The 16,510-nt window shown below is 71.3% G+C and carries 15 protein-coding genes and 1 pseudogene; 10 read left to right on the top strand and 6 right to left on the bottom strand.

All coding sequences use genetic code 11. From position 1 onward, the window contains the following. Positions 1 to 120 precede the first annotated feature (120 nt). Complete coding sequence (locus ACFZAT_RS26680; RefSeq protein ID WP_391267925.1) at positions 121 to 1,458, bottom strand: nicotinate phosphoribosyltransferase; 1,338 nt, start codon at positions 1,456 to 1,458, stop codon at positions 121 to 123. A gap of 382 nt (positions 1,459 to 1,840) precedes the next feature. Here ACFZAT_RS26680 and ACFZAT_RS26675 point away from each other — a divergent pair, with 382 nt between their 5' ends. The 4 genes from ACFZAT_RS26675 to ACFZAT_RS26660 all read left to right on the top strand — a co-directional run bounded on the left by ACFZAT_RS26675 (position 1,841) and on the right by ACFZAT_RS26660 (position 6,977). Then, the gene (locus ACFZAT_RS26675) at positions 1,841 to 2,500 is read left to right on the top strand and encodes a deoxynucleoside kinase (protein ID WP_391267923.1); all 660 of its coding nucleotides are present in this window, start codon (positions 1,841 to 1,843) and stop codon (positions 2,498 to 2,500) included. A gap of 38 nt (positions 2,501 to 2,538) precedes the next feature. Further along, a complete protein-coding gene (locus ACFZAT_RS26670) occupies positions 2,539 to 3,237 on the top strand; it encodes a (2Fe-2S)-binding protein (protein WP_391267921.1) in 699 nt (232 codons plus the stop codon). 195 nt (positions 3,238 to 3,432) lie between these two features. After that, entirely contained in the window at positions 3,433 to 4,899 is a 1,467-nt protein-coding gene (locus tag ACFZAT_RS26665) for a right-handed parallel beta-helix repeat-containing protein (RefSeq protein ID WP_391268175.1), read from the top strand. 32 nt (positions 4,900 to 4,931) lie between these two features. Further along, on the top strand, positions 4,932 to 6,977 hold the full coding sequence (locus tag ACFZAT_RS26660) for a phosphocholine-specific phospholipase C (RefSeq protein WP_391267919.1): 2,046 nt from the start codon (positions 4,932 to 4,934) through the stop codon (positions 6,975 to 6,977). A gap of 31 nt (positions 6,978 to 7,008) precedes the next feature. Here the strand turns inward: ACFZAT_RS26660 and ACFZAT_RS26655 are convergent, their stop codons facing one another. Beyond that, positions 7,009 to 7,851 carry a hypothetical protein gene (locus ACFZAT_RS26655; protein WP_391267916.1) on the bottom strand — a complete coding sequence of 281 codons (843 nt, stop codon included), beginning with the start codon at positions 7,849 to 7,851 and terminating at the stop codon, positions 7,009 to 7,011. 231 nt (positions 7,852 to 8,082) lie between these two features. Here ACFZAT_RS26655 and ACFZAT_RS26650 point away from each other — a divergent pair, with 231 nt between their 5' ends. Together ACFZAT_RS26650 and ACFZAT_RS26645 are read left to right on the top strand one after the other, a co-directional pair. Beyond that, complete coding sequence (locus ACFZAT_RS26650) at positions 8,083 to 8,466, top strand: BlaI/MecI/CopY family transcriptional regulator (RefSeq protein WP_391267914.1); 384 nt, start codon at positions 8,083 to 8,085, stop codon at positions 8,464 to 8,466. Then, complete coding sequence (locus tag ACFZAT_RS26645) at positions 8,463 to 9,413, top strand: M48 family metalloprotease (RefSeq protein WP_391267911.1); 951 nt, start codon at positions 8,463 to 8,465, stop codon at positions 9,411 to 9,413. Before ACFZAT_RS26650 ends, ACFZAT_RS26645 begins: the two co-directional genes overlap by 4 nt. 74 nt (positions 9,414 to 9,487) lie before the next feature. Here the strand turns inward: ACFZAT_RS26645 and ACFZAT_RS26640 are convergent, their stop codons facing one another. Both ACFZAT_RS26640 and ACFZAT_RS26635 read right to left on the bottom strand, forming a co-directional pair. Next, positions 9,488 to 10,429, bottom strand: coding sequence for a M48 family metalloprotease (locus ACFZAT_RS26640; RefSeq protein ID WP_391267910.1), 942 nt, complete (start codon positions 10,427 to 10,429; stop codon positions 9,488 to 9,490). Beyond that, a complete protein-coding gene (locus ACFZAT_RS26635) occupies positions 10,426 to 10,797 on the bottom strand; it encodes a BlaI/MecI/CopY family transcriptional regulator (RefSeq protein ID WP_391267907.1) in 372 nt (123 codons plus the stop codon). The genes ACFZAT_RS26640 and ACFZAT_RS26635 overlap by 4 nt, the downstream gene beginning before the upstream one ends. 153 nt (positions 10,798 to 10,950) lie before the next feature. Here ACFZAT_RS26635 and ACFZAT_RS26630 point away from each other — a divergent pair, with 153 nt between their 5' ends. Both ACFZAT_RS26630 and ACFZAT_RS26625 read left to right on the top strand, forming a co-directional pair. Next, a complete protein-coding gene (locus ACFZAT_RS26630; RefSeq protein WP_391267906.1) occupies positions 10,951 to 11,619 on the top strand; it encodes a VTT domain-containing protein in 669 nt (222 codons plus the stop codon). After that, positions 11,619 to 12,240 (top strand): annotated as a pseudogene (locus ACFZAT_RS26625) (phosphatase PAP2 family protein). The gene ACFZAT_RS26630 and the pseudogene ACFZAT_RS26625 overlap by 1 nt, the downstream one beginning before the upstream one ends. Here the strand turns inward: ACFZAT_RS26625 and ACFZAT_RS26620 are convergent. After that, positions 12,235 to 12,954: a response regulator gene (locus ACFZAT_RS26620; RefSeq protein WP_391267905.1), complete on the bottom strand. Its 720-nt coding sequence runs from the start codon at positions 12,952 to 12,954 to the stop codon at positions 12,235 to 12,237. The pseudogene ACFZAT_RS26625 and the gene ACFZAT_RS26620 overlap by 6 nt on opposite strands. Further along, entirely contained in the window at positions 12,947 to 14,587 is a 1,641-nt protein-coding gene (locus tag ACFZAT_RS26615; protein WP_391267904.1) for an ATP-binding protein, read from the bottom strand. Before ACFZAT_RS26615 ends, ACFZAT_RS26620 begins: the two co-directional genes overlap by 8 nt. A gap of 213 nt (positions 14,588 to 14,800) precedes the next feature. Between ACFZAT_RS26615 and ACFZAT_RS26610 the strand changes: the two genes are divergently transcribed. Next, positions 14,801 to 15,616 carry an ATP-binding cassette domain-containing protein gene (locus ACFZAT_RS26610; RefSeq protein ID WP_391267903.1) on the top strand — a complete coding sequence of 272 codons (816 nt, stop codon included), beginning with the start codon at positions 14,801 to 14,803 and terminating at the stop codon, positions 15,614 to 15,616. After that, positions 15,606 to 16,487, top strand: coding sequence for an ABC transporter permease subunit (locus ACFZAT_RS26605; protein WP_391267902.1), 882 nt, complete (start codon positions 15,606 to 15,608; stop codon positions 16,485 to 16,487). The genes ACFZAT_RS26610 and ACFZAT_RS26605 overlap by 11 nt, the downstream gene beginning before the upstream one ends. The last annotated feature ends 23 nt before the right edge of the window (positions 16,488 to 16,510 follow it).

Below are 16,510 nucleotides of genomic sequence, written 5' to 3'. Positions count from 1 at the left end.
TCCGTGCCGCGTGCCCGAGCGGCTGGGGCCGACAGGGCTGGTCGGGGACCGAACGGCCCCTTCCGGGTGGCCCCGAACGGTGCCGGTGTGCGCGCGGGTGCCGTCGCACGGGCCCGCCGATCATGGTGTGTCGCTCCTGGTCGTGGCGGCGATGCGCCGTTTGACCTCATCTGTCAGAGCGGCAAGGCGTGGTGATACGGAGGCCACCGGTGCCCGCGGCTCGTCGATTCCGCGCACCGCCTCCGCGGCCTGGCCGAGATCCGCCTCGAAGCGGGCTCGTGAGGATGCGAGGGAGGGGCGCGGTCCGATTCTGCGACCGTTGCGCATTACGGTGTGCAGCAGCGGTTCCGCTCCGGCGGGGACCGGCTCGTCGCGGAGTCCCACGACGTCCGAGAGCCCCGGCCGCCGGAAGACCTGCTTGGCGGCGGGTGCGGTCACCTTGCGGGACGACAGCTTCATGACCGGCAGGCCGTCGTAGGCGACGAGCTTGTAGGCCGCGTCGAGATACGGGGCGTCTGCGGCGACGCCCACCTTCGTGCCGACCGCGTACACATCGATCGGTGCCCCCGACCGGACGAGCGCGTCGATCGCGTATTCGTCGAGACCGCCGCTGGCGACGATCCGGACCCCGGGCAGCCCCGCGGTGTCGAGGATGCTCCGGGCGCGTCGCGCAAGCGCGCCGAGGTCGCCGCTGTCGAGGCGGATCGCGCATCCGGCGGGAGCGCCCAGTTCGTTGATGACCCGCGCCGCCGCCCGGGTACCGCGCTCGGTGTCGTAGGTGTCGACGAGCAGCGTGACGGGACCCGGGTGGGTCCGGGCGAACGCGCGGAAGGCGTCCGGTTCGCCGGGGAACGACTGGACGTAGGAGTGAGCCATCGTGCCGGAGGCCGGAACCCCGTACCGGACGGCCGCAGCCACGTTGCTCGTGCCCGCGAACCCCACCAGTGCTCCGAGCCGAGCCGATGCCAGGCCCGCCTGCGGACCGTGGCAGCGGCGCAGCGAGAAGTCGATCACGGGATGTCCGGCCGCCGCGAGTACGCAGCGTGCGGCCTTCGACGCGACGGCGGTCTGGTGGCAGACCAGCGAGAGCAGGTACGTCTCCACGAGCTGGGCCTGCGGAAGCGGCGCGGTCACCTCCAGGAGCGGTTCGCCGGCGAGCACTATCGTTCCCTCCGGCACGGCGCGCACCTCGCCGTCGAAACGAAGTCCGGCGAGCGGTCGCAGATCCTGCTCCTCGCGGTGCATCACCTGGGCGAAGTCCCGGACGTCCGCGGTGCCTACGGTGAAGCCGGAGAGGTAGTCGAGGGCGGGCTCCAGGCCGGCGGCGACCAGGAATCCCCGCCCCGGGGGCAGGTCACGCACGAAGAGGCTGAACACTGCGGGCGCTTCCATCCCCTCACGGACGTACGAAAAGGCCATGGTGACTTCGTAGAGGTCGGTGATCGTTGCCTTCGACACATCACTCAGCTCCCCTGTCCTCGGATTCCGACGGCACAGAGCCTCCGCGGCCTTCCTTCCCGGCGGAATGCCGCACACCCTCCGGGGCAGGCCCGCTGAGGAGTCGGTGAGACGGCCGCCGCACTCCACTCTGCGCGCTGCCGCCGCCGTCAGGAAGGGGCCGAACGGTCCGTGACCTGGGCCGAGCGGTGCCGTTGGATCCGGGTGTCGCCGACCGCCGATATGATCCCTCCGACCGTCCCGTGAGCAGAGCGCCAGGATCACCGCAGACACCTGCTGCGACACCTCCGAGGCATCGCGGCGGCAGGTGAATGTGGTGTGAGTGCCGCGTCCCGGGCATCGCGCCCTCTGACGTTGCCCGGAAAAGAAGCGAGGTGGGGCAGTGATCTGCGTCGGCGGCATGATCGGGATCGGCAAGACCAGTGTGGCCGAACTGATCGCCAAGGAACTGGGGAGCAAGGTCTTCTACGAGAGCGTGGAGGACAACCCGATCCTGCCGCTCTTCTACACCGCCGGCCCCGAGGAGATAGCGGCGAAGCGCTACCCCTTCCTCCTCCAGCTCTACTTCCTGCAGACGCGGTTCGCCGCGATCAAGGAGGCGTACCTCCAGGACGACAACGTCCTCGACCGGTCGATCTACGAGGACTGGTACTTCGCCAAGGTCAACCACGACCTCGGCAGGATCAGCTCCCTGGAGATGCGGGTGTACGAGGGGCTGCTCACCGAGATGATGCGTGAGATCGACGGTCTGCCGTACCGCAAGGCGCCGGATCTCATGGTGTACCTCCGCGCGGACTTCGAGACCGTGCTGCACCGCATCGGGCTGCGGGGGCGCGCTTTCGAGCAGGACGAGGGTCTCGTGGCGTACTACCGGACGCTGTGGTCCGGATACGACGACTGGGTGCGCGAGCACTACTCCGCCAGCGACGTCCTGGTGATCGACATGAACCGGACCGATGTCGTGAACAACCCCGAGGACGCCGAGCGCGTCGTACACGAGGTGGTGGACGCCCTGTCCCTCGCGAGGGCCCGGCGGCTCTGATCCGGGCGGGGGTCCCGGGGCGGGAGGCGGGTGGCGCGATGGCCGGCGATCAGGGCGCGGCGGACGACGATGTGACGACGGACGAGATCGGGGCGGCCCTGCGCGACGTCGCGCGGCTGGGCGGCTTCTTCGCCCTCGACGTGGTCCGGGGGCCCGCGTCCGGTGAAGGGGGTCTCACTCCGGACGGGTTCGCGGCGCTGGCCGGGACCGTCAACGAACGCTGCGGCACCGCCGAAGCCCGTGTCGGAGTCTCCGTCGCCCACCTCGGACTCGCGGCACGCCTCTGGTCCCCCGTCCTCGCCTGCGCCCTCGTCCACGGGGTGGTGCCGGTGATGGCCACCGTGGAGTGGGCCGGGGAAGGGTCGGCCCTTCGGCTGGCCGGGGCGCGTGGCCGCCGCGCACCACGGCCCGGCGTGGGGTTCGCGGACGCGGTGGCCGCGCAGGCCGACGGCGTCCTTCAGCGCGTGGAGAGCCACCTGCCCGCCAAGGTGGCGCCCGGTCTGCTCGCGGGGAACTCCGCTTCGGCGCTGGTCGGATCGGCGGCGCAGTTGCTGAGGTCCCGGCCCGGACTGCGGGGGCCCCTCACCGAGCTGACGCGGGGGCTCCTGGAGACGGGACGGCTGCGCGGGACCGGCCGGATCACCGGGCCCGGGCCGATTTTCCGCCGCCGCAGCTGCTGCCTGTACTACCGGGTGCCGGGCGGCTCGACCTGCGGGGACTGCTGCCTCACCCGGTGACCGGGCCCGGGCAGCAGTTTCGGCGACAACGGGGACAGCGCCGTATGAACGTAACCGCTCCTTCCTGCTCCTTAGATCGATCATTCGATCAATGAGCGGTTGTGTTGAGCGAATCTCTTGACCTGATCAATCGTGACCTCTAATTTCGGGCCACCCACCCCAGGAGGTTCTCGCATGAGCATCAGAGCGAGTCGCGTGCTCTTCGCCGCGTCCGTCGCCCTCATCGGTACCGTTGTCCTGCCCAACCAGCCGGCAATGGCGGCCGGTTCCACCACCTACGTCGACTGCTCGCGGTCCACTGCGGGGACCGGCACCGAGGCCAGCCCCTTCAACAGCGTCACCCAGGCCAACGGGAAGACGTACGGCGCGGGCGACACGCTCGCCTTCGCCTCCGGTACCACCTGCAAGGGTGCGCTCGCCCCCAAGGGCAGCGGCACCGCGAGCCGGCCCATCACGCTCACTCGCTACGGCCCGGGCGCACTGCCGGTCCTGAACGGCGACGGGGCCGCGGACGCCGTCTCGCTGGCCGACCAGGACCACTGGACGATCAGCTACCTGAGGATCACCAACCCGGCCGGCTCCCTCGCCCGCCGCACCGGCCTCCGCATCTCCGCCACCGACGGCAAGGCCCACACCGGGTTCGACATCGGCAACCTCGTCATCGACCGGGTGGCCGGGCAGACCGACAAGACCGGTTCCGTCACCGAGGACTACGTCCAGTCGGGGAGCGTCGTCACCGGTGCCACCGGGGCGAACTCCACGCTCAACGACGTACACGTGCACCACAACACCGTGAGCAACACGGGCGGCGGCGGACTGAAGATCCGTACCGGCTCCATGGCCACCAAGGGCAACGGTGTTCTCGTGGAGTACAACACCGTCAAGGACGTCGGCGGTGACGGCATCATCGTCAGCTACGCCAACGCGCCGATGATCCAGTACAACGACGCGTCCGGCATCGGCAACGGCGCGTACCCGTTCTCCGGCGGCAACTTCGCCGGGATCTGGGTGCTCGGCGACCACAACCCGACCATCCAGAAGAACGCGGTGTACGACACCACCAGGATGTCCGTCGCCGACAGTCAGGCGTTCGACTGCGACTGGGGGAACACCGGCTACTGCACGATCCAGTACAACTACAGCCGCGACAACATCGGCGGCTTCTTCCTCGACTGCGACGGCTGCGGCACGATCGGCGGGGCCAAGGAGGTCGTCCGCTACAACATCTCCGAGAACGACTGCCGCATGAGCAGCAACAGTGCGGGCCGCTCGGCGCTGCACCTGTACAACAACGTTCTCTACTGCACGGACAAGAAGTTCAACGTCACGCTCCCTGACGAAAGCGTGGTCGAGAACAACATCTTCGTCGGAACGGCCGATTCCCGGCTGCCCGCCAAGTCCGGGATCCAGTGGTACTGGAACGTCTTCCAGGGCGTGCCCCGGCCCACCGCCAACGGCATCGCGGGTGACCCGCGGTTCGTCGCTCCCGGCACCGGCGGCAGCTCGATCCACGAGGTGGACGGCTACCGGCTCGAGTCCACCTCGCCCGCCCTCGGCAACGGCGCGGTCATCACCGACAACGGCGGCCGTGACTACTGGGGCAACGCTGTTCCGTCGGCCACCAAGCCCAACCGGGGCGCCTACCAGGGCCCGGGTCTGTAGCCGACCGCCGATGCCGACCTTTCAGGAGTGTCATGCGCAAGCCGAATCGACGTGACTTCATCACTCTCACCGCGGCGACGGCGGCTGCGGCGGCCGGGGTGAGCGGCCCCCGGGCGGTCCGCGCGTCCGCCGCCGAGCCCCGGAAGGCCCCAGCCGGGGAGGCCGCCGCGACCGGGACGCTGAAGGACGCGAAACACATCGTGATCCTCATGCAGGAGAACCGCAGCTTCGACCACTATTTCGGGATGCTCAAGGGCGTCCGGGGCTTCTCCGACCGCAGCACCGTCGAACTCGCGGGCGGCCACGGCGTCTTCGACCAGCCGAACGGCACCGGCCGCCACTACCCGTGGCAGCTCAGCGCGACGCAGGCGTCCGGCGGCGCCGACCCCGAGCGCCTGGCCCAGTGCAGCGGGGACCTCGCCCACGACTGGGCCAGCCAGCACGCGGCCTGGAACCACGGGAAAATGGACTCCTGGGTCTCCGCCAAGGGTCTGCGCTCCCTGGGGTACCTGACCCGCGAGGACATCCCCTTCCACTATGCCCTGGCCGACACCTGGACGGTCTGCGACGCCTACCACGCCTCCGGGATGAGCGCGACCGGCCCCAACCGCACCTACCTGTGGAGCGGGAAGATCAGCGAGTCGTCCAAGGACGGCGGCAGCGAGTCCGGGCTGACCTGGGAGACGTACGCGGAGGCACTGGAGAAGGCCGCGGTCAGCTGGAAGGTGTACCAGGCGGCCGACAACTACGGAGACAACGGGCTCGCGTACTTCGCGCAGTTCACCTCGGCCCCCGCCGGCAGCCCGCTGCGGAGCAAGGGCATGTCCACGGTCCCCCGGGGCACCACCGAGCCCGGTGATGTGGCCGCCGACATCTGTGACGCGATCGCCGCCGACGTACGGGCGGGCACGCTGCCGCAGGTGTCGTGGATCGTCCCCGACCAGAACTACTCCGAGCACCCCATGGCCACACCGGCCAACGGGGCGCACTTCGTGCACCAGGTCATCAACGCCCTCAACGCCGACCCGGACGTCTTCAATTCCACGATCCTCTTCCTCAACTACGACGAGAACGACGGCTACTTCGACCACGTACCGCCGCCCACCCCGCCGACCGGTACGGCCGACGAGTTCATCGGCGGGACGAGCATCGGCCTCGGCTTCCGTGTACCGCTGATCGCCATATCCCCCTGGAGCCGCGGCGGTTACGTCAACTCCCAGACCGGCGACCACACGTCGGTCCTGCGGTTCCTGGAGAGGTGGACGGCCGCGATCGGCAAGCCGGCCACCTGCCCCAACATCAGCGCCTGGCGGCGCGCGGTGTGCGGCGACCTCACCAGCATGTTCGACTTCACCAGCCCGGTCTACGGCCTGCCCGCCCTGCCGGCCACCGGGACCACGGTGGACATGAGCCAGTGCGCCGGGCTGCCCAACCCCGCACCGGTGGACAACAAACCGCCCACCCAGGAAGCGGGCACCCGCAAGGCACGGCCCCTGCCCTACCAGCCCGCGGCCGACCTGACCGCCTTCACCACCTCCGGCACGTCCGTCCAGGCCAACATCAGGACGGCCAATGGGGGCAGTGCGGCCTGCCACTTCGCCGTCCACACCAACGGGACGCAGCGTGCGGGAGGCCCCTGGCCCTACACGGTCGCCGCCGGTGGCAGCGCCACCGACTTCTACAACTGCGGCCCCGGCTACGGCGACGGCGTCTACGACCTCACCGTGCTCGGCCCCAACCGGTTCATGCGCCGCTTCAAGGGCAACGCCACCCGAGCCGGCAAGGACCTCCTCGTGGCCGCATCCGCCGTCACCGTCTCCGGAGCCGTCAAGCTCCGTTTCACCCTGACCAACAACAGCGCCGCCGCCGTGACGTTCACCATCAAGGCGAACGCGTACCGCACCGGCGGACCCTGGACGTACACCGTGCCGGCCGGCAAGACCGTCACGGACGACTTCTCGGTGCAGACCTACGGCTCCGGCTGGTACGACCACACCGTCACCGTCTCCTCGGACACCACCTGGTCCCAGCGGTTCGTCGGCCACCTGGAGAACGGCCTGCCCAGCGTCAGCGGCTGACACCTGACCGCCACGGCGAGGAGGGCCCCGCTCAGTCGTGCCACCACGGTTCGCGCACATACAGGCCCTCCTCGCCGACGCACCCCGCGCCGTTCGAGATCTCCCGGGTGTCCAGGTTCCACCCCACGACACCGTTGCCCTTGCGGCTCAGCTCGATCAGGCGGTTGCTCTCGGTGTGCGTGCCGGCGGTGACCTCGCAGCGGACGATCGAGGTCCACGCCTGACCGTTCAGGGCCGCGGCGAAGGACAGCACCGGGAGCGCGAGGACGGTCAGGCCGAGGACCGCCCACTGTTCCAGGGCCGCCGCGCGGCGCAGCACCGGCGAGGGCCGGTAGCTGTCGTCGTCGTGCGATCCGGACCCCGTACGCCGGTCGCCGGGGTGCTTGTGCGGGCGCCGGCGGCCGGTGCGGTACTCGACGACGACGCCCTTGCGCAGCGCGTACGCCACGAGCCCGGTGCCCAGCCCCCACCAGAGGCCGAAGAAGCACGCGATCACCACCGCCATCGAGGCCGGGCTGACAACGGTCAGGGCCGCACGCTGGAGGGCCCGGAGGAAGCCCGCTTCGACGGGGACCGCGCCGCGCGCCGCGAACAGGGCGAAGACGACCCGGGAGACGACGACGGCCAGCACGGACGCGAGCAGCGCGTCGGTGAGGACCATGCCGATCAGGACGTCCGGCCAGTTGGCGGGCTCCATGCCGACGAACACGTCACGGGCCGCGGCGCCGCCCCCGACGGTGTACGCGACCTTCGTGACCGGCACCGCGAACGCCACCGCCAGCAGCACCGTGTGCCCCGGGCCGCCCTTGCGATCGGCCGACCGGGCGTCCTGCTCCGCGTCCCCCGGGCTGTCGGCGGAAGGGGCGAGGGCCATGAATGCTCCCGGCATCTGAAGGTCGGCGACGGCTCTGTGCTGACCCGCAGCCTTCCCCGGCCTCCGCACCCCGGCCACCAGCGCTACGCCGCACGGGGCAACGCGTGCGCGCGGGCGGCCCGCGACGGCACCACGCCCTGCGGGTGAGCCCGAGCCCCTGGGCAGGACACCGGCGATCCCGGTGGCGTTAGATTAGGCATACCTCAGTTGGCTGGGAGTACAGGAGAGACAGTGCCGAAGAAACCTCGGGACGGGAGGCGCCGGCACGGTGAGCTCGTCGCGGATGTTCTGGCCGTGCTCTGGGAAGCGGAAGCGCCGATGACCGCCCAGCAGGTGAATGCCGCGCTGGACAAGGGGCTCGCCAGGACGACGATGGCCACCATCCTGGCCCGCCTCTATGAGCAGGGCACCCTGCGCCGCGTCCCGGCCACGCGCGGCTACGCGTACGAACCGGTGCACGACGAGGCCGGGATGGCCGCCGGACGCATGCGCCGTGAGTTGGACAGCGATCCTCGTCGTGACCTGGTGTTGAAGCGTTTCGTGTCCTCCCTGTCCGAGGACGACGAGGAGACGCTGCGCCGCCTCCTCCTGGAAGCCGAGGGCGAATCCGAGTGACGTACGTGCTGCTCGTGGTCGTACTGACGCTCGCGTTCCCCTGGGGCGGAGCAGCCGTCGCGAGGCGCCTCGCGGACCGGCTGCCGCCCCGCTGGGCGTGCCGGACGCTCGTCGGCGCGGCCGTGCTCCTGGCCGGCGGGACGGTTTCCGCCCTGGCCGGCCTGTTCCACGTACCGTTCCTCGCCTCGCTGGAGCGGCTGTCGCTGACGCGGGTCCTGGAGGTGTGGCCCACGGCGGTGCCGTTCGCCTGCGTGGCCGGAGCCCTGCTGCTGACCCAGCTGGTGCTCCTGGTCCGGCGCTGGAGCCGACACCGCGCGCTCCTCGGAAGGGCGTGGCTGTCGGCCGGGGCGGGTACGGGGGACGGGGACGTGCTGGTGGTCCCGGGCACCGATGTGGACGCCTTCGCGCTGCCCGGGTACCGGGGGCGGCGGGGCCGGGTGGTCGTGACATCCGGCATGCTGCGGTCGCTGGAGCCGGGTGAGCGCGAGGTCCTGCTGGCCCACGAGCGGGCACACCTCGCCGGGCGCCACCATCTGCTGTCGGCGGTGGTCGACCTCGTCTCGGTGATCCACCCGGCGATACGGAGCCTGCGCGAGGCGCTCGCTTTCCACCTGGAGCGTTGGGCGGACGAGGAGGCCGCCGAAGTCGTGGGGGACCGTCGCGTCACCGCCGCGGCGATCGCCCGTGCGGCGCTGGCCGGCGCGGCGCACGCACGCGTGGCCGGGTATCCGTTGCTGTCGGCCACGAGCGGACCGGTGCCGCGACGGGTAGCGGCCCTGCTGCTGCCCGAGCCCGCACCGGCGCGCGGGGGCGTCCGGCGCGTCGGGGTCGCCGCTCTCGCGGCGTCGGTGGTGCTGGCAGCCGTGACGGCGCTCGCACTGGCCTACGGACTGCACGAGTACGTCGAGTTCGCGGCGCGTCGCCTCATCGGCGGTGGGGCCGGTTGACGCCGGTCGTGAGGGACAACGAACACCACCTGGCCGCCGAGTGGACCGACACGCCGGCACACCGGGCCGACGGGCTACTCCGGGGGATGCTCGCCCTGGGCGGTCTCGACGCCGCGGTGCAGCCACGCCGCCCCGCCGAGCGACGAGGAGCCGGCCGCCGCGCACACCAGAGCCATCACCAGCAGCGCCGGAACCAGCCGGCGGACCGGGGCCGGGGCCAGCAGCGCCCGGACGCGGGCCGGAACCGGGCCGGTGGCCGCTCCCGGTGCCAACGCGGACGTGCCGGTGGCGCCCGGCGCACGGCCGACGGCGAGCGCGGCGCGCCCCACGGCCCGGGCGGTCAGAGCGCGATCGCCGCAGCGGAGCGCCGCCGCCTCGTCGGCGGACCGCTCGACGGCGAACGACACCTGCGCGGCCACCCCGCGCAGCGAGGGGTGGCTCAGCCCGGCGAGGTGCGCGACGGAGAGGAACAGGTGATGGCGGGCGGCGAGGTGGGCCCGCTCGTGCGCGAGGAGCGCCTCGCGTTCGGCGGGCCCCAGGGCCCGTAGCATGCCGGAGGTCACGACGATCCGGCCCGGGCCGCGCAGACCGCCGGGCAGGGCGTAGGCGTCGGGACGCGGATCGTCCAGCACACAGAGCCCCCCGGCGTCCGGCAGCCGGGCGACACGCGCCCGCACCGCCCGCAACCGTGCCGCCTCGGTCACCGCCTTGCGCACCACCCGGTACCCGGCCAGGGCGAGGGATCCGGCCGCGAGGGCGGACACGCCCAGCACCGGCAGCCGGGGCCCGGCTGCGAGCGGGTGCACGAGATCCGCGAGCGCGCGGAGCGGGGCGAGAGTCAGAGCGAGCGGCAGCAGCAGCGCCCCGAGGCACGCCACGACGCCGATGGCGAGAGCGGACGTGGCGCCGGTGATGGTCCACAGGGCGATCTCGGGCCGCACCTTCTCAGCGGTTCGCCGGGCCAGCGGCGGCAGGGCCCACGGCAGGAGGAGGGGGACCAGGAGCAGAGTGATCAACGGCCCTCTCCCTCCAGCAGACGTTTGAGTTCCGCCTCGTCGGCGGGGTTCAGCCCTTCGACGAACCGCGCGAGTGCGATGCTGCGGTCCCCGTCCTGCTCCAGTTCCTGATGCATCCGCCGCGCCGTCAGGCCGTGGGAATCCTCCACCGCGACGTACAGAAAGCCGCGCCGGCCGGGCGTGCGCCCCACGACACCCTTCTCGTGCAGCCGGGCGAGAAGCGTCGCCACCGTGGTGCGGGCCAGCTCCTGGGGTATCGCCGCCCTCACCTCGGCGGCCGACTGCGGAGTCCCCGCCGCGCACAGCGCGGCCAGCACGCTGGCCTCCAGTTCACCCGCGGGCCTGCGCTCGCCCATCGTGTCGGTCATGGCACCGCCCTTTCCGTCAGAGCGTCTACAGTGTTGTAGACCGACTACTGTCGTGTAGACGCCGGAGCCATTGTGTCAGCGTCTCGCGGCAGCGGTCCCCGGCCCCACGCCCGGGACTGCCGACCAGCTCCCCACCGAAAGGGCCGAGCGCCGATGCCACTCGCGCACCCAGCCGCACCTCCGCTCCCGCTCGCCGTGAATCTCCTCGATGCGCAGTCGCTGCTCGCGACCTTCGGCACGATCGGAATCGCGGTGGTCATGTTCGCCGAGACAGGACTGCTCATCGGCTTCTTCCTCCCCGGAGACTCGCTCCTGTTCACCGCGGGACTGCTGTGCGCCGGAGGCTCGGCGAGCACGTCCGGCCATCTGGCCCTGCCCTGGGTCCTCGTCGCCGCCGTGGCGGGGGCGCTGGCCGGGGCACAGACCGGCTATCTGCTCGGACGCCGGGCGGGACCGGCGCTGCTCGCCCGCACGAAATCCCGCAAGGTCGCCGAGGGCGCGGCCCGCGCATCGGACATCCTGGAGCGTTACGGGCATGCCAAGGCCGTCGTGCTGGCGCGATTCCTGCCCATCGTGCGCACGGTACTGAACCCGCTCGCCGGCGCTCTCGGCGTCCCCGCGCGGACCTTCACCTGCTGGCAGGTCCTCGGCGGACTCGTGTGGACGGTGGGCCTGGTGCTGGCCGGATACGGCCTGGGCGCCTCGGTCCCCGACGTCGACCGCTATCTGCTGCCCATCATCGCCGTCATCGTCGTCGTCTCGCTCATTCCCGTCGCCCTGGAAGTGCTGCGCACCCGGAGCTCCGGCGGAGGCGACGCCTGATGCCGGCCGTCACGACGCAGACGGGGCCGGGTCAGGACGGCTCGGGCATCGACGGCAACGCGTACCGGGAAGTGGTCGACGCCGCGCATGGGGCCCCCGGCTGGCTGGACGGTTTCGTCTCGGCCTTCTCCACCTGGGGGCTGGCCCTGTTCGCCGTCCTGATGCTGGCCGGCTGGTGGCGGGCCCGCGGCCACGACGCACAGCAGGCGGTCCGAGCGCTCGCGGCTCCGGTGCTGACCGTGCTCGCGTTCGCCGTGAGCACCGTGCTAAAACAGGCGGTGCACGAGAGGCGGCCGTGCCAGTCCCTGCATGTGATCACGCTGGAGGCGTGTCCGGCGCCCGGCGACTGGTCCTTCCCCAGCAACCACGCCACGCTGGCCGCCGCCGCGGCCGTCGCCCTGTGGTTCGTCTCGGTCCGTCTCGGCGTGATCGCGTCCCTCACCGCGCTGGCGATGGCCGGTTCCCGCGTCTGGGTCGGCGCCCACTACCCGCACGACGTCCTCGCCGGTCTCGCCGTCGGCGCCGCGGTGTCCTGGTCGCCGGCCCTGCTCTGGTCCCGGCACGCGGGCGGTGGCCGGACTCTTCGCCCGGACCCGTCTGCGTCTGCTGATCACCTCATGAACGCGTCTGATCCGTCGGCTTCAGCGGCCCCGCCGTACGGGTGTACCGGTGCTCCGGCCGTCCGGCGTCCCCGTAACGCAGGGACAGCTGGAGCGTCCCCTTCTCCTGGAGGTGGCGCAGGTAGCGCTGGGCCGTCGACCGGCTGATACCGGCCCGGGCGGCCACGTCCTGGGCCGACAGGGGGTGTTCGGCCCGGTCGATGACCCGCCGGATCAGATCCGCGGTGGGCCTCGACCAGCCCTTCGCCGACGGTGTGGGCGTGGTCGCCGGCCCTCGTACGGTTCCGAAGATGCGGTCGATCTGCTGCTGGCCCGGGCTCGACACGGTGCCCGCGTCCTGGAGGCTGCGCCGCAGCTCCGTGTAGCTGTTCAACCGGGAACGCAGGCCGTCCAGGGTGAACGGTTTGACGAGGTAGTGCAGCACGCCGTAGCGAAGTGCGGCCTCCACCACCTCGACGTCCTGCGCGGCGGTCACCATGATGACGTCGCTGCGCATGCCCCTCTGCCGCATCAGACGTACGAGATCCAGACCGTTCCGGTCGGGGAGGTAGTGGTCGAGCAGCAGCAGGTCGACATGCCCGTTCTCCAGCTTGTGCATGGCTTGCAGGGCGGTGTGGGCGGTACCCACCACGTGGAAGCCGGCCGTCTTGTCGACGTAGGCGGCGTTGATCTCCGCGACATGGAAGTCGTCGTCGACCACCAGGACGTCAATCACGGTGGGCTCCTGCCGGGGCGGGCTGTGTGCGGGCTGCTGGTCCGGTGACGATGGCGGGGAACGTGACGGTGAACACGGCGCCGCCGCCGGCCCGGGCGGCGATGCGGGCCGTGCCGCCGTAACGCTCGGCGAGGCTGCGCACCATGGCCAGGCCGAGCCCGCGGCCCCGGTGGTGCGGGGACTCCTTGGTGCTCCACCCCTCTTCGAAGATCGCTTCGCGCAGTTCCACGGGAACTCCGGGACCGTTGTCGCTGACACGCGCCACGACCGTGTCCGCCTCCACGAAGACCTCGACCTCCACCGCGGGCCGCGTGGCGCGCCCCCCGACGACATCGAGTGCGTTGTCGATGAGATTGCCCAGCACCGTCACGATGTCCCGGACCTCGACCAGCCGGCTGGGCAGCTGGCTGCGGTCCGACAGGCGCAGGCTCACACCCCGCTCGGCGGCGATGGCCGCCTTTCCGACCAGGAGCGCCGAGACCATCGGATTCCGGACGCGCTCCGCGAAGCTGTCCGCCGACGCGCGACGGGCATGGGTGAGGCCGGCGACGTAATCACGGGCCCGCTCCGGCATGTCCAGGTCGAGATAGCCGAGGACCGTGTGCAGCCGGTTCGCGTGCTCGTGGTCCTGCGCGCGCAACGCGTCCAGCAGGCCCTTGATGGAGTCGAGCTCGCGGCCCAGCAGTTCCACCTCCGTACGGTCCCGCAGGGTGACGACGGCGCCACCGTCGGGGGTGGGCATCCGGTTCGCGATGAGCACACGGCTCTCCCGGACCGTCAGCAGGTCCCGCCCGGTGACCTGGCCGGTCAGGACGTCGCGGGAGCGCCCGGGCGGAAGGACCTCCCCGAGCGGCCGGCCCTCCGCGCCCTCCTTCAGCGCGAGCAGACGGGATGCCTCGTCGTTCACCAGCCGTACGCGCTCGTGCCGGTCGAGCGCGATGACCCCCTCCCGTACGGCGTGCAGCATCGCCTCGCGCTCCGACAGCAGCGCGGCGATATCGGCGACGGACACCCCGTGCGTGCGCTTGCGCAGGACCCGGGCCACCAGGAACGCCGCGCCCGCTCCGACCGCGAGCGCCGTGCCCGCGTACCGCAGCAGTCCGGGCAGCGCCGCCAGAAGGCGCTCCTGTACGCCGGAGTAGGCGATGCCCACCGAGACGGCCCCGATGACCCGGTCCGCGCCGTCGCGGAGCGGGACCTTCGCCCGCGCCGAGGTGCCGAGCGTGCCCCGGTCCACCTCCAGAACGACGCGGCCGTGCAGGGCGGTGGACGGGTCCGTCGACACCCGGTGGCCCACCTGACGTACGTCCGTGTGGGACCAGCGGATCCCGCGCAGGTCCATCACCACGACGTAGAGGGCGCCGGTCGCCCTCCGGGTGCGTTCGGCCTGCCGCTGCACGGGCCCGGCCGGATCGGGAGTGCTCGACAGCAGACCCGCGGCGATCTCCGGATCGGCCGCCGTGGTCTGGGCGATGGCCAGGGCCTCGTGCTCGGCCTGGTCGTCGAGCTGGGTACGGAGCGGCTGGAGGAACAGACCGGTGAGCAGGAGCAGCACCCCGGTGGTGATCAGCAACTGCACGACCAGCACCTGGGCGAATACTTGCCTCGGCCAGCCGACGCGCAAGCGGGCCACCTATGACACCTGCTTTCGGGGAATCGCCCGTACGACCAAATGTTTCGCCGGGGTGAGCGCACCGTAACCGTCGCCGCCGCGGCCGGGGAAGAGCCCCGACGGCAGCGGGCCCGGATGCGGTCGGCACAATGCGCAGAATCGCGTTTACGGGAAATTGCCGCGGTTGCGGGCCAAAACTTCCCGGCCCGGCCTGCTGTTCCTAACGTCCCCGGCATGACAAGTCCATCCAGCCCGGCCATCGAACTGCGCGGGGTCCGCAAGGCGTTCCGGACCCCGTCCGGCACCCTCCACACCGCCGTCCACGATCTCGATCTGACCATTCAGCAGGGCGAGTTCGTCGCCGTCGTCGGCCCCACCGGCTGCGGCAAGTCCACCACGCTCACCCTCGTCAGCGGGCTGGAGGAGCCGACCGAGGGCGACGTGATGCTGTCGGGCGCCCCGGTGCGCGGCATCGACCGGAAAGTCGGCTTCGTCTTCCAGCAGGACGCCACGTTTCCCTGGCGGACCGTCCTGTCCAACGTGATGGCCGGGCCCCGCTTCCGCGGCGTGCCCAGGGCCGAGGCCAAGGAGAGGGCCCGTGAGTGGCTGGCCCGCGTCGGGCTGAGCGCATTCGAGGACCGCTACCCGCACCAGCTGTCGGGCGGTCAGCGCAAGCGCGTCGCCCTGGCCGCCACATTCGTCAACGACCCGTCGATCCTGCTCATGGACGAGCCGTTCTCCGCGCTCGACGTGCAGACCCGCGCCCTCATGTCGGACGAGCTGATGGAGCTGTGGGCCGGCACCGGCTCCTCCGTCGTCTTCGTCACCCACGACCTGGAGGAGTCCATCGCGCTGGCCGACAAGGTCGTCGTCATGACGGCGGGCCCGGCCACGGTCAAGGAGGTCTTCACGATCGATCTGCCGCGCCCGCGCCGCGTCGAGTCGGTCCGCCTGGAGCCGCGCTTCGTGGAGATCTACCGCGAGATCTGGTCCTCACTGGGCGAGGAAGTCCGCATCACGCGCGAGAGGGGTGCCCGGAATGTCGCCTGACCTCACCGCCGGACCGGCCGTGACGAAGTCCGCCACGACACCGCACCCGGACGAAGCCACCCCATCGGCCCGCACCGAGGAGCGTGCCCGTGCCGCACGGCGTCGCCGGAGCGTCGTCCTGCTGACCCGGGCCGCCGTCCTGGTGTTCGTACTCGGCGTCTGGGAATGGTTCTCGCGCGCCGGGATCATCGATCCGTTCAACTTCTCGATGCCGTCGAAGATCTGGCACCAGATCCAGCAGTGGGCGCTGCACGGCACCCCGCAGGGCTCGCTGCTCGAACAGATCTGGTACACGCTCTACGAGGCGCTGCTCGGCTGGGTCGTCGGCGTCATCGGCGGCGTGGTGCTCGGCATCGCGCTCGGCCGCGTCCGGTTCCTGGCCGACGTACTGGGCCCGTACATCAAGGTGCTGAACGCGCTGCCGCGTATCGTCCTGGCCCCGATCTTCCTCATCTGGTTCGGCCTCGGCCCGGCGTCGAAGGTCGCCTCCGCCGTCGTCCTCGTCTTCTTCCCGGTCTTCTTCAACGCCTTCCAGGGCGCCCGGGAGGTCGACCGCCACCTCATCGACAACGCCCGCATCCTCGGCGCCCGCGACCGCCAGGTCACCTTCCAGGTGGTCATCCCCGCCGCCACCTCGTGGATCTTCACCAGCCTCCACGTCAGCTTCGGCTTCGCCCTGATCGGCGCCATCGTCGGCGAGTACATCGGCGCCACCAAGGGCATCGGCCTGCTCGTCTCCGCCTCGCAGGGCACCTTCAACTCCGCCGGTGTGTACGCCGCGATGGTCATCCTCGCCGTCGTCGCGCTGCTCGCCGAGGGCCTGCTCACCTTCCTCGAACGCAAGCTCTTCCGCTGGAAGCCCGCCGCCTAGACCCTGTCGTCACATTCCCGTCT

Origin of the sequence: Streptomyces sp. NPDC008163, assembly GCF_042956885.1 — a bacterium.
Lineage (GTDB): Bacteria > Actinomycetota > Actinomycetes > Streptomycetales > Streptomycetaceae > Streptomyces > Streptomyces drozdowiczii_A.
This window is presented reverse-complemented; position numbering and strand designations above follow the sequence as displayed.

Coding starts and splice junctions, on each gene's coding strand:
- ACFZAT_RS26670 (WP_391267921.1), top strand. CDS start 2,539: ATGGCCGGCGATCAGGGCGCGGCGGACGACGATGTGACGACGGACGAG.
- ACFZAT_RS26660 (WP_391267919.1), top strand. CDS start 4,932: ATGCGCAAGCCGAATCGACGTGACTTCATCACTCTCACCGCGGCGACG.
- ACFZAT_RS26655 (WP_391267916.1), bottom strand. CDS start 7,851: ATGGCCCTCGCCCCTTCCGCCGACAGCCCGGGGGACGCGGAGCAGGAC.
- ACFZAT_RS26635 (WP_391267907.1), bottom strand. CDS start 10,797: ATGACCGACACGATGGGCGAGCGCAGGCCCGCGGGTGAACTGGAGGCC.
- ACFZAT_RS26630 (WP_391267906.1), top strand. CDS start 10,951: ATGCCACTCGCGCACCCAGCCGCACCTCCGCTCCCGCTCGCCGTGAAT.
- ACFZAT_RS26610 (WP_391267903.1), top strand. CDS start 14,801: ATGACAAGTCCATCCAGCCCGGCCATCGAACTGCGCGGGGTCCGCAAG.
- ACFZAT_RS26605 (WP_391267902.1), top strand. CDS start 15,606: ATGTCGCCTGACCTCACCGCCGGACCGGCCGTGACGAAGTCCGCCACG.